The sequence below is a fragment of the Bradyrhizobium sp. SZCCHNS3002 genome (assembly GCF_032377435.1).
In the GTDB taxonomy this organism is placed as follows: Bacteria; Pseudomonadota; Alphaproteobacteria; order Rhizobiales; family Xanthobacteraceae; genus Bradyrhizobium.
This window is the reverse complement of the sequence record NZ_JAUHHY010000006.1, coordinates 408,390-420,470: the sequence shown is the minus strand read 5'-3', so window position 1 is coordinate 420,470 and position 12,081 is coordinate 408,390. Positions and strand designations below refer to the sequence as shown.

Genomic DNA, 12,081 nt, shown 5'->3' with positions numbered 1-12,081 from the left:
GTGTCAGACCGCGCGTCTGCTGGCGGTAAGACCATGCTGCAGAGAACTGAACGTGGCAGACTCATCGACCCTCGATCGCTCAACCAAATCATGGCACGAACGTGCCCTGCCCGTAATTTATCGGAATCACTCTAGCAGGCGGAGAGAGCTTGTATGCGCGTTGCGGCGGAACGGGGCGTTCCTCAGAAGGAACGCCAGGACCTAGCCGAGACCCCTGCGACGCTGGCGCCAGGGGAGCACGGCGACTCGTCTGCTGCGGCAGGATCGAGCATTGAACTGAGCCGAGAGAGTGGCGGCGCCAAGGGCGCAACGGCGAGCAAGCCGGCAAAAACTGCGACGGGCCGGGCCGCCCCGGCCAAGTCGACCGTGAGCAAATCGGCGCTGGCAAGCCTCACCGACTGGGATGCAGCGCGGATCTTCCTCGAGGTTGTCAGGGCCGGCAGCTTCCGCTCCGCGGCAGAGCGGCTGACGCTCTCGATCAATGCCGTACGGCGACGCATCGATGATTTCGAGCGGCAGATCGGCGCGACGCTGTTCACACGCGACGTCCACGGCGCTCGGCTGACCGACGAAGGCGCACTGGTGGTCTCTGCCGTCGAACGCATGGAGGCCGCGTCATTCGAGCTGCTGCGCGCGGGCGATGGTCTCGCCGGCGCTGCGTCGGGCGAGGTCCGGGTCGCGGTGACCGAGGGGCTCGGCACGTTCTGGCTGGCGCCGCGGCTGGTCGAATTTCAGCAGAGCTTTCCCAACGTCATGGTCGACCTCTATTGCGCGATGCGCTCGGCCGACGTGTCACGCCACGAGGCCGACGTGGCCATCCATCTCTCCCGGCCGGCGGCGCTCGACGTCAAGCTGGTCCGGCTCGGCCGCATGCACCTGATGTGCTTTGCGAGCGAGAAATATTTGGAGATATTTGGCATCCCAAAGACGATTGACGATCTCGTCAAACATCGCTTGGTTCTGCAGGTGGCGGACGAAGCCGCCGCCAACGCCGCCTTCGCCACCATCTTTCCCGGTTTCGAGCAGCGGGACCTGATCGCGATGACCACCAATGTCTCGAGCGCCAATTACTGGGCCGTGGCGCACGGCGCCGGCATCGGGGTCTTCCCAACCTATGCGAGTGCCCTGGGCGGGAAGATCATACCACTTGAGGTTGACCTCAAGTGGTCCTACGACATCTGGCTGTCCTACCATGCCACCACCGGACGCATCCCTAGGGTGCGTCACATGATCGACTGGCTGGTCGAGGCCTTTAACCCTGGCAAATACCCGTGGTTTAAAGACGAATTCATTCATCCACAGCAACTTAAAACAGTATATATGGGTGAACCCCTGACCCATCTATTCGGGGGCTTTCCGATGGAAGGACGGTAAAATCAGTATGAACAAATCAGCGGCAAAGAAAATGAAGCAGCGCAGTGCGGGCAAGCCCGACATCGAGCTCGGCAAGCGGATTCGCCTCCGGCGTGTAGAGCAGAAGATCTCGCAGGCTGAACTCGGCGAGAAGCTCGGCGTGAGCTTCCAGCAGGTCCAGAAGTACGAGAAGGGCGTCAACCGGGTCGGCGCTGCGCGTCTGCAGCAGATCGCCACCGCGCTCGACGTGCCCGTGACGTTCTTCTACGACGGCGACAGCAAGGCGCGCGAGGTCGAGAGCCTCCTGTTCCTGGACTCAGCCTTCAGCCTGCGGTTGCTGCGCGCCTACAGCAAGATCAAGGACCAGACCGTACAACGTCAGCTGGTATCCTTGATGGAATCGATCGCAGCGAACGAAGAATAGGCAAGGCTGTCTGATCCGTCAGACAGATCTGCCCGTGATGGATATGGACCATCTTCGCTCGAGGGCGCAACTTGGGGGCGCCAGGCTTTGCCAGCTCGGGCGAGTTCACTGCCTCGGCTCGAGGCCGAGTGATCGGCGCGGCCGGCACACCGGCCCTTCTCGTCCGCCCAGCGATCGCTGCGCGGTCTGAGGCTCCGTCGCCCTTGTATTCTCGTGCTCTCTGCCGTCATAGGAAGTGGCGGCATGGCGGCGTTTCGGTCCCGTCGGCCGACGCTGATCATGAACGCTGCGCGTCCTCTCCTGGGCCACCCGTGCACAGTCGAGAGCATCGGCTCCGACGTCCTCTTGCCTGCCCATCGTGGCCTGAACTCACATTGACGCCGTCACCGGCGCGGTGAACGATGCCGGCCGCCTTGCCCTCCCTGCCGACGGACCCTCATGCCGACCATCTCCGAGCTCCCCACCACCTTCGCCGAGGGCAAGATCCTCATGACCAGAGCGAGCGACGGCGTCGGCATCATCACCTTCAACAACCCGGATAAGCGCAATGCGATGTCGCTGGAGATGTGGGAGGGGCTCGGCCAGGCCCTGGTCGCGCTGCGCGACGATGACGCGATCCGGGTCGTGGTGCTGACCGGCGCCGGCGGCAAGGCCTTCGTGTCCGGTGCCGACATCAGCCAGTTCGAGCAGAGCCGCCACAACGCCGCGGCCTCGGAGGCCTATGCCGAGCGCAGCGCCGCCCAGCGGGCGCTGCTCGCCGGCTACCTGAAGCCGACGATCGCCTGCGTCAGCGGCTTCTGCCTCGGCGGCGGCCTGCAGATCGCGATGCTGACCGACATGCGCTTCGCCGCCGCGGACAGCCAGTTCGGCATCCCCGCCGCCAGGCTCGGCATCGCCTATGGCTATGACGGCCTGCGCAACCTGGTGTCACTGGTCGGCCCGTCGCAGGCGCGGCTGCTGCTCTATACGGGCCTGCGGATCGATGCCGCGGAGGCGCTGCGCATCGGCCTCATCGATCGGATGATCCCCAACGACGAGCTGCTGCCGGCGACGCTGGAGATCGCCCGCACCATCGCCGGCAATGCGCCGCTGGCGGTCAAGGCCGCCAAGATCACCATCGCCGAAGTGCTGAAGGACGAAAGCCGGCGCGACATGGAAGCCATCAAGCGGATCGGCGACGCCTGCATGGATTCGGAGGATTTCCGCGAGGGCCGCCGCGCCTTCATGGAGAAGCGCAAGCCGGCCTTCAAGGGACGCTAGAGCGCCTCCAGCACCGCCTTGGTCACGTCGATCGTGCCGGCCTTGCCGCCGAACTCGAACGGCTTGAGGCCGGAAGCATAGACCCGGTCGACGGCCAGCTCGATCCGCTGCGCCGCTTCGGCTGCGCCCTCGATGCCATGCGTGTCCGCCAGCCAGTCCAGCATCATCGCGGCCGAGAGGATCATCGCGGTCGGATTGGCCTTGCCCTGCCCCATGATGTCGGGCGCGGTGCCGTGGCAGGGCTGGAACACGGCGTGGCGGTCGCCGATGTCGGCCGACGGCGCCATGCCCATGCCGCCGACGAGACCGGCGGCGAGATCGGACAGGATGTCGCCGAACATGTTCTCGGTGACCAGGACGTCGAAATCCCACGGGCGCTTCACCAGCATGAGCGCGCAGGCATCGATGTAGAGGCGGTCCGTCTTCACGTCCGGATGAAGTTGAGCGACCTCGTCGAAGATCTTGCGAAAGTAGGCGAAGGCCTTGAAGACGTTGGCCTTGTCGACGCAGGCCAAAGTTCCCGAGCGGCCGCGCGCGCGGCGCCGGGCGGCGAGCTTGAAGGAGAAGTTGAACAGCCGCTCGGATGTCTTGCGGGTAATGACGAGGGTCTCGCGCGCCTCCTCATGTGTCACCACACCTTTGCCCATCGAGGCGAACAGGCCTTCGGTGGACTCGCGGATGACGACGAAGTCGATGCCGCGCTCGGCGGCGCCGACGATCGGGCTCGGCACGCCCGGGATCAGCCGCGCCGGCCGCACGCCGGCATAAAGGTCGAAATGGAAGCGCAGCTCGATCTGCGGCGCGATCTCGGTGTTGTCGGGATAGCGCACCGAGGGCAGCCCGCAGGCGCCGAGCAGGATCGCGTCCGCCTCTTCGCACAGCCGGATCGTGCTGTCGGCGATCGAGACGCCGGTTGCGAGATAGTTGTTGGCGCCGGCCTGGGCCTCGGTGAAGCGGAACGACAGGCCGGCCTTGGCCTCGACCTTGCGCAGCACCTCAAGCGCGGGCGCCATGACTTCAGGACCGATGCCGTCGCCGGGGAGGACTGCGATGTGGAGTGAATTGGTCGAGGGCATGGGCGACGCTTTCGAGGACGACATCAATGAGCCGTCATGCCCGGGCTTGACCCGGGCATCCACGACTTTCTAACGCCGCGGCGCCAAAGACGTGGATGGCCGGGTCAAGCCCGGCCATGACGAGCGGACGGAGTTGCGATTTACGGCGTCAGCACCGCACGGCCGACCAGCTGACCCTTTTGCAGATCGTGCAAGGCATCGTTGGCCTTGGACAACGGCATCGGCGTCACCGGGATTGGGGCGATGTGCTTGGCGCGGACGAGATCGAGCAGCTCCTTGGTCTCGCGGAGATTGCCGACATAGCTGCCCTGGATGGTGACCGCCTTGATCGGAATGAGTGGCAGCGCCCACGGCGCGCCGCCGCCGAACAGGCCGACGATGACGAGCTTGCCGCCCTTGGTCAGGCAATCGAAGCCGAGCTGCGCGGTGGCGGCATTGCCGACCAGGTCGATGACGGCGCGGATCGGCTCGCCTGCGGCCTTGTTCAGTTGCTCCAGCGCATCCGGCGCCTTGCCGTCGACCGCCGCCAGTGCGCCGGCCGCCAGCGCCGCCTCGCGCTTGCGCGCGTCGATGTCGACCACGATCGCGCCCTTGCCGCCCATGGCCTTCAACAGCGACAGCGCCATCAGCCCGAGGCCGCCGGCGCCGAAGATCACGATCGGCGTGTCGAAGTCCTTCTCGACCTTCTTGAGCGCGCTGTAGGTCGTGACGCCCGAGCAGGCGTAGGGCGCGGTCGTCACCGGATCGAGGCCCTTGAGGTCGATCAGGTGGCGCGGATGCGGCACGGTCATGTGGTCCGCATAGCCGCCGTCGCAATAGACGCCGAGCGAGGCCGGCTTCAGGCACATGTTCTCGTCACCGGCGAGACAGGTGGCGCACTTGCCGCAGCCGATCCAGGGATAGACCAGCACGACGTCGCCGGCCTTCAGCCCGCCCTTCTCCGCCTCGGTAACCTCCGGCCCGAACGCCACGATCTCACCGGCGCTCTCATGGCCCATGGTCCGCGGCAGCGACACGCCGCGATCCTTGAGCGAGAGCGGCTTGCGGCCGTGGCCGAGATCATAGCCGCCCTCCCAGATGTGCAGATCGCTGTGGCAGACGCCGGCTGCCTTCACCTTGATCAGCACCTGCTTGCCGAACGGCTGCGGCGTCGGCTCGTCGACCTCGGTCAGCGGCGCATTGAAATCGGTGACCTTGAAGCTCTTCATGCTTTCACTCCCGTCGTCCGGCGCGGCCAGGACCGGACGGCGCATCGACGGGACGAGCGGCGCGGCTGCGCGCGGCAACGGCGCCTTTCGACCTCCTCCCGGCATGAGCGCGTCCGGCTGGTCCGGACTGTTCTTGCGATGTCGCGACATTGGCTGGAAACGCGTGGAGCGGCAAGGCTGCGCGCAGCATGTGCGGTCATGGCAGCCCTGCAGCGTTTTGCCTCAGCGAGCTCAAGGTTTTGCAGCGTCGCTGACGCCAGCCTCGCGCAGGATGTCCTCGGTGTGCTCTCCGAGGCTCGCGGCCCGGGGGCCGGCCGCAACTTTCGCCTCCGACATCCGGAACGGCAGGTTGACGACCTTGAAGTTGCCGGCTGCATCCTCCACATCGGCCAGCGCGCCGCGATGCGCGATCTGCGGATCAGCCAGCGCATCGGCCACGCTGCGGTAGGCCGAGCTGGGTACGCCGCCCGCGTTCAAGGCGTCCAGGCATTGGGCGACGTCGAGCCGGCGCGACCAGGCTTCGACGCCATCCATCAGCGCCCCCCAGTTTGCCCGCCGGTCGGAATATTTTGCGAATCTGGGATCATCGACCCAGTCCGGATGGCCGATCACGGTCATCAGGTTCTGGAACGTCTTCTCGCTGGCGATGGCGATCATCACATAGCCGTCGCGACACTCCGCCGGGCCGAAGGTCGGCCGCGACGGCTGCGCGACGGGAAATTGCGACCATTGGATCTCGTTCAGCGTCAGGCTCAGCATCGATTCCAGCATCGAGCAGTCGATGTGCTGGCCGCGCCCGCTGCGCTCGCGCTGATACAGAGCGGAGGCGATGGCGCCGAACGCGTAGGTCCCGGTGACGACGTCGGCATGATAGATGCCGCAATAATCGGGCCGGCTGCGCCCCGGCTGGTAGGCGAGATGCGCCATGTCGTAGCCCGAAGCCGCATGGATCACCGGGGCATAGGCCGGGAGTTCCGCCGATGGGCCGGTCTGGCCGTAACCCGAGATCGAGCAGTAGATCAGCCGCGGGTTCAGCGCGCTCAAGGCCGCGTAGTCGAGCCCGAGCCGCTGCATCACGCCCGGGCGGAAGTTCTCGACCAGGATATCGGCCTCGGCGACCAGCCGACACACCGCGGCGACACCGTCGCGCGACTTGAGGTCGAGCACGACGCTCTTCTTGCCGACGTTGAGCTGACCGAAAGCGGTAGAGCAGCCATGACGCATCGGAGGCCGGGTGCGCATGGTTTCACCTTCGACTGACTCGATCTTGATCACCTCCGCTCCCATATCGGCAAGCATGCGGGCACAGTGCGGGCCGGCGATGGTGGTCGAGAAGTCGAGGACGCGCAGTCCCTCGAAACATCCTGTCAAACGGCTCTCATCGTTTCCCACTAGACTCACCCTGGCAGCTCCCTGGTTTGAACTCTTCTCGCTCGGCACCGAGGCCGAAGCTCCGCTTTGCCGTCGCCGATTCACAAAGCGTAAGCCATCGATCGTCGTGCAGGTCGTTTCTAGATCGAACCATTCGATGTCGAAAGCGTTTGGCCTTTCGCCGCAATGCGGCAACGCTTTTCTTCATGACTGAATTTGGACCTTTTCTTGCATAGGACGAACATGGGGCTTGATCGAGGACATCTCTTGCGGGTTCTGTTCGTTACGACCGAAATGGACGATTTCGTCCGGGTGGGCGGACTGGCTGCCGTTTCGGCGGCACTTCCCCGGGCACTGCGCTCACATACCGACGTCAGGATCATGCTGCCCGGCTACCGGGACGTGATCGAGCAACTCACTCACATCGAGATCGTCGGCCAATGTGCGCCTCTGGCAGAGATGCCGGGCTGCGCACTGGGACGGTCGTCGACCCGCGATGGCCTGCCGGTCTACGTCCTGCTCTGCGACGAGCTTTATGACCGGCCGGGCAACCCCTACGGCGACGAGAACGGGCAGGACTGGGCGGACAACGACATCCGTTTCGGCCGTCTCGCCGCCGCTGCCGCCGAGCTCGCGGCGGGCACGCTGGACAAGAACTGGGCAGCCGATCTGGTCCACGCCAATGATTGGCAGGCGGCATTGGTGCCGGCCTATCTGGCGTGGCGCGGGGTCGACGTGCCGTCGATCCTGACCATCCACAACCTCGCCTATCAGGGCCTGTTCCCGCGGGAGTCGCTGCGCCGGATCGGCGCTCCGGAATCCTCGTTCCACATCGATGGTCTGGAGTTCTACGACAAACTGTCCTTTCTCAAGGGCGGTCTGGTCTATGCGTCGCATCTCACCACGGTCAGCTCGACCTATGCCCAGGAGATCACGACGCCCGAGCTCGGCTGCGGGCTGGAGGGCCTGCTCCGGCAGCGCTCCAATGCCCATGAGCTGACCGGCATTCTCAACGGCATCGACGAGAGCTGGGATCCCCGCTATTGCCAGCAGCTGGCGCAGCCCTTCGCCGCGGGCGACTGGAAGGGCAAGAAGGCCAACGCCGACTACGTCCGCAAGCAGTTCGGGCTGGCCGTGTCGCGCGGTCCGATGTTCGGCATCGTCGCGCGCCTCGTTCACCAGAAGGGCATCGACCTGGTGCTGGAAGCCGCCGATGAGATCGTCGGCGCCGGCGGCCAGATCGTGGTCACCGGCACCGGCGAGCCGGCCATCGAGCGCGCGCTGATGGAGGCGCACCGCCGCCGGCCGGACGCGATCGGGGTCGCCATCGGCTTCAACGATGCGCAGGCGCGGCGCATCTTCGCCGGCAGCGACTTCACCCTGATGCCGTCGCGCTTCGAGCCCTGCGGCCTGAGCCAGATGTATGCCCAGCGCTTCGGCTCGCTGCCGATCGGGCACCAGACCGGCGGCCTCGCCGAGACCATCACAGATGGCGAGACCGGATTCCTGTTCGAGAAGCCGTCGGCGGAATCCTTCCTCGGCGGGGTGAAGCGCGCGTTTTCGGCGTTCACCAGCACCGAACGGCTGAACGAGATGCGGCTTTCGGCGATGGCCCGCTCGTTCAGTTGGGACCTGTCGGCAGCCTGCTACAATGCGCTGTACCGGAAGATGCTGGCGTCTTAAGCCGAGACCGGCTGTCGTAGCCCGCATGAGCGGAGCGACATGCGGGATGATTTCAACGTTCGGAGCAGACCCCGGATATCGCTGCGCTCATCCGGGCTACGGCCAAATAACAAAAGCCCGGACATCGTCCGGGCTTTTGTTATTTGGCGCTTGAAAGGTTGGCTTCTTACGCCGCGCGGACCGCTTCCAGGAAGCTGCCGACCTCTCGCTTGAGGCGGTTGGAATCTCCAGCCAGTGACTTGGCCGACGACAGCACCTCGGCGGAGGCCGAGCCGGTCTGCGAGGCGCCACGCTGCACGTCCGTGATGTTGGACGAGACCTGCTGGGTGCCGTGGGCGGCCTGCTGCACGTTGCGCGAGATTTCCTGCGTTGCCGCGCCCTGCTCTTCGACCGCCGCCGCGATCGCGGCACCGATCTCGGCGAGCCGCTCGATCGTCGAGCTGATCGCCTGGATCGAAGTCACCGATTCCTGCGTCGCGGCCTGCACGCCTGAGATCTGCTGTGAGATCTCCTCGGTCGCCTTCGCCGTCTGTTCGGCGAGCGCCTTCACCTCGGTCGCAACCACCGCGAAACCGCGGCCGGCATCGCCGGCCCGCGCCGCCTCGATGGTGGCGTTGAGTGCAAGGAGATTGGTCTGTCCGGCAATGCTGTTGATGAGCTCGACGACGTCGCCGATGCGGGCTGCGGCCTGCGACAAATCGGCGACGCGCCCATTGGTCTGGCGCACCTGCTGCACGGCGTCGCCGGCCATGCGCGCCGACGCCTGGACCTGACGGCTGATCTCGGTCACCGACGAGGACAGCTCCTCGGTGGCGGAGGCGACCGACTGGACGTTGGCGGACGCTTCCTCCGACGCAGCCGCCACCACCGTGCTGAGCTCCTGCGATCGGTTCGCCGTGTTGGTCAGCGTATCCGCCGAGGTTTCGAGCCCCGAGGCCGCCGACGACACGGTGTTGACGATGTCGGCAATCGTCGACTCGAAGTTGCGCGTCAGCGCATCCAGCCGCCGGGCCCGATCGATCTGCGCCTGCGCGTCGCGCTGCGCGGCCTCGTCCGAATCCTTCTTGGCGATCAGCGCGTCCTTGAAGATCTTGAGCGCGCGCGCCATCGCACCGATCTCGTCCTTGCGGGACTCGTTCGGAATGTCGGCGCTCAGCTCGCCATTGGCGAGGCGCAGGGTCACGCCGGTCAGCCCGACCAGCGGGCCGATGACGCCACGGACGACGCCGAGCACCACCGCCACCGACACCAGCGCGACAACGAGCAGGATTCCGAGAGCGGTGAACAGGCGCAGCCGCGCGGCCTCGATCGACTGATCGATGGCCTGGTGCGCCGACGTCAGCGCCGCATCGCGCAGCACGATCACATTGTTCAGCATCGGCGTGGTCCAGCGGCCCCACTCCTCGGGGGTGACCGGCGAAGGTTGACCGTCGCGCGCCGCGGTGACGATCTGACGATAGCGGCGCTCGCCGTCGCCCATCAGCGTCGAGCGGACATGTTCGAGCGCAGAGCTGACGTCCGGATTGTCGCGCACGCTGCGGGCCGCGAGCTCCATCTGCTGCCACAACAGGGTCACCTGCCCGCTCTGTTCGGTGACCTCGGCGAGGCGTGCCGGCGTCCAGTTCAGGCTCTGGATGAAGAAGCGAAGAACCGCGGAGCGCGCACCATTCACCGTCCGCATCGATTGCGACAGTTGCGCCAGTTGGCCCGACGGCAGCAGGTTCTCGACGTCGCCACCGACGCGCGACAGCTCGATTGCGGTCGCGTCGATCGCGGCATTCAATGACTCGGCGGCGCGGCCGAGGCCGTCGATCGTTGCCGCCTGGATGTTGGCCGGACGCTGCGCAAAGGGCAGCCCCACGGCACCGCGAGCCGCCGACCGGATACCGCGAAGGGTCTGCTCGGCGGCGTCGATGCTGCTGGTCGCCAACCCCGCCGCCTTGGCGGATGACTTGGCCTGGTTGAGCAGATCGTCGGTGCTCGCGATGGTCTTGTCGAGCTTGGCAGCATCGTCGGCCGAAGCGGGCGCCGGAGCAGCCAGCAGATTCCAGATATTCCGTTCGAGCGGGATCTGGGCGTTCACCTTCATCGCCAGCTCGAAAGCGTCAAGGACGCGTCGCGCCTGCTCGCGCTTGACCAGATCTCCCCACCCGCTCCATGCGAGCACGAACGCAAAGGCCATGGCGAAGAAACCGGTCAGCAGATTGCCGGCGAGAATTTTCCATTTCAGGCTGACCGCGCCGGTCTCCGGCTTGACCGTCTCATTGTGCAGCACCGCGCGCGAGGACATTGGTTATTCCCAATCAATTACCGTTGCCCGGCCGGTCGCGCGCGTATCGGCTGATACGCGCTTGCGCAGCTGCCCTTCGGCGACGTTCCCGCACGGTCGGCAAACAAGATCGCGGCGACGCTGCCGCGCCATGATGATTAATAACGAATGACGACTAATCCCTTAAACCAAGTTGTTCCATGCGGTATCGGAATGCCGAAATGCTGCACTATTGGGATCGGGTCAGCGCATCGGCCTGCTACTCGGCAGCCGCTGCAAGCTCGATCGAGGGATCGTGCAACACCACGCCGGCGAGCGGATCGTGCTCGCCCGACCAGGGCCTGCGCTGCAGGACCGATCGCGTGTGCTGATAGCCCGCAGTCCAGCGTGCGATGATGCCCCGCTCGGTGAAATCGATATCCTTGGTATGGCTCTCGCGATCAAGCTGCGGAGCCAGCAGCCGGACGACATGCATCCGCGTCTGGCAGCCGTGACTGATGAGATCGCGGACCGCCGGATCGTTGCGGGTCGACTCGGGCAAATGGACCGCAAGCTGATTGATGATATGGCGCAGCCGATGCGTCTGCTGCTGGCGCGCGATATGGCTGGAGATCCGGCTCGAATACTGCACGTCTTTGTGGCGGTTGAACACCTCCGCCATGGTCGTCGGCTCGGCGCCTTCGGGATTCCACAGATGCACCGCGAAGATCAGCGAGTTCTTTCGCGGATTGTCGTCGAACACCACCTCGGTCGGCGTGTTCGACAGGATGCCGCCGTCCCAATACAGTTCGCCGTCGATGCGAACGGCCGGAAACGCCGGCGGCAGCGCGCCCGATGCCAGGATATGGCGGACATCGAGCACGTCGTCGCGACTGTCGAAATAGCGCATCCGGCTTGTCCTGACGTGCGCCGCCCCGACGGTGAGGCGTAGACCGCCATTGTTGAGACGATCGAAGTCGACGAGTTCCTGCAGCGTTTCCTGCAGCGGAGCGGTCGAGTAGTAGCCGGCCTGCTCGGCGCCGAGCGGATAGGCCTCCCCGGCATGCGCCAGGGCGTTGGGACGGAAGAAGCCCGGAATCCCGTGCGTCACGGTCGTCCAATAGGACAGCCGCTCGTTGAAATCCGGAAAGGCCGTGCGTACCGTCCAGGCTGGCCGCCGGTGCATCCGCTTCCAGAACTCCCGCAGCCGCGTCATGCGCTCCTGCACGGGGCTGCCGGCGATGAGCGCGGCATTGATGGCGCCGATCGAGGTGCCGATCACCCAATCCGGCTCCAGGCCGGCCTCGTGCAGCGCCTGATAGACGCCGGCCTGATAAGAGCCGAGCGCGCCCCCGCCCTGCAGCACGAGAACCACCTGCCCGGGCAGCTTGCCGCGATCGATCATCGCGCGCATCGTATCGTCGATCTCGGCCATGTTTCCCTCCTGGTGCATTGTCC

General features: G+C 65.7%; 9 protein-coding genes. 4 read left to right on the top strand and 5 right to left on the bottom strand.

Features of this window, described 5'->3' with window-relative positions; translation table 11 throughout:
- The first annotated feature begins 153 nt into the window (after positions 1-153).
- The 3 genes from QW845_RS16005 to QW845_RS15995 all read left to right on the top strand — a co-directional run bounded on the left by QW845_RS16005 (position 154) and on the right by QW845_RS15995 (position 3,037).
- Positions 154-1,374, top strand: coding sequence for a LysR family transcriptional regulator (locus QW845_RS16005; protein ID WP_315802515.1), 1,221 nt, complete (start codon positions 154-156; stop codon positions 1,372-1,374).
- 7 nt (positions 1,375-1,381) lie between these two features.
- A complete protein-coding gene (locus tag QW845_RS16000) occupies positions 1,382-1,777 on the top strand; it encodes a helix-turn-helix domain-containing protein (RefSeq protein ID WP_015668220.1) in 396 nt (131 codons plus the stop codon).
- 438 nt (positions 1,778-2,215) lie between these two features.
- Positions 2,216-3,037 (top strand): enoyl-CoA hydratase, encoded by an 822-nt coding sequence (locus QW845_RS15995; RefSeq protein ID WP_315802514.1) that lies wholly within the window; start codon positions 2,216-2,218, stop codon positions 3,035-3,037.
- Here the strand turns inward: QW845_RS15995 and QW845_RS15990 are convergent.
- From QW845_RS15990 to QW845_RS15980, 3 genes are all read right to left on the bottom strand, one after another.
- Complete coding sequence (locus tag QW845_RS15990) at positions 3,034-4,113, bottom strand: isocitrate/isopropylmalate dehydrogenase family protein (RefSeq protein WP_315802513.1); 1,080 nt, start codon at positions 4,111-4,113, stop codon at positions 3,034-3,036. The two genes, QW845_RS15995 and QW845_RS15990, sit on opposite strands and share 4 nt — an antisense overlap.
- 140 nt (positions 4,114-4,253) lie before the next feature.
- The gene (locus QW845_RS15985) at positions 4,254-5,321 is read right to left on the bottom strand and encodes an alcohol dehydrogenase (protein ID WP_315802512.1); all 1,068 of its coding nucleotides are present in this window, start codon (positions 5,319-5,321) and stop codon (positions 4,254-4,256) included.
- Positions 5,322-5,552: 231 nt separating this feature from the next.
- Positions 5,553-6,620 (bottom strand): CaiB/BaiF CoA transferase family protein, encoded by a 1,068-nt coding sequence (locus tag QW845_RS15980; protein WP_409997927.1) that lies wholly within the window; start codon positions 6,618-6,620, stop codon positions 5,553-5,555.
- A 339-nt stretch (positions 6,621-6,959) separates the two neighbouring features.
- Between QW845_RS15980 and glgA the strand changes: the two genes are divergently transcribed.
- Positions 6,960-8,375 carry a glycogen synthase GlgA gene (gene glgA, locus QW845_RS15975; protein ID WP_315802511.1) on the top strand — a complete coding sequence of 472 codons (1,416 nt, stop codon included), beginning with the start codon at positions 6,960-6,962 and terminating at the stop codon, positions 8,373-8,375.
- Positions 8,376-8,541: 166 nt separating this feature from the next.
- Here glgA and QW845_RS15970 read toward each other — a convergent pair whose 3' ends face one another.
- Complete coding sequence (locus tag QW845_RS15970) at positions 8,542-10,665, bottom strand: HAMP domain-containing methyl-accepting chemotaxis protein (protein WP_315802510.1); 2,124 nt, start codon at positions 10,663-10,665, stop codon at positions 8,542-8,544.
- Positions 10,666-10,903: 238 nt separating this feature from the next.
- Positions 10,904-12,058, bottom strand: coding sequence for a patatin-like phospholipase family protein (locus tag QW845_RS15965; RefSeq protein WP_315802509.1), 1,155 nt, complete (start codon positions 12,056-12,058; stop codon positions 10,904-10,906).
- Positions 12,059-12,081: the final 23 nt, after the last annotated feature.

Bases quoted from the DNA above. Each gene is read 5' to 3' on its own strand.
- QW845_RS16005 (WP_315802515.1), top strand. From the start codon at position 154: ATGCGCGTTGCGGCGGAACGGGGCGTTCCTCAGAAGGAACGCCAGGAC.
- QW845_RS16000 (WP_015668220.1), top strand. From the start codon at position 1,382: ATGAACAAATCAGCGGCAAAGAAAATGAAGCAGCGCAGTGCGGGCAAG.
- QW845_RS15995 (WP_315802514.1), top strand. From the start codon at position 2,216: ATGCCGACCATCTCCGAGCTCCCCACCACCTTCGCCGAGGGCAAGATC.
- QW845_RS15990 (WP_315802513.1), bottom strand. From the start codon at position 4,113: ATGCCCTCGACCAATTCACTCCACATCGCAGTCCTCCCCGGCGACGGC.
- QW845_RS15985 (WP_315802512.1), bottom strand. From the start codon at position 5,321: ATGAAGAGCTTCAAGGTCACCGATTTCAATGCGCCGCTGACCGAGGTC.
- QW845_RS15980 (WP_409997927.1), bottom strand. From the start codon at position 6,620: ATGCTTGCCGATATGGGAGCGGAGGTGATCAAGATCGAGTCAGTCGAA.
- QW845_RS15970 (WP_315802510.1), bottom strand. From the start codon at position 10,665: ATGTCCTCGCGCGCGGTGCTGCACAATGAGACGGTCAAGCCGGAGACC.
- QW845_RS15965 (WP_315802509.1), bottom strand. From the start codon at position 12,058: ATGGCCGAGATCGACGATACGATGCGCGCGATGATCGATCGCGGCAAG.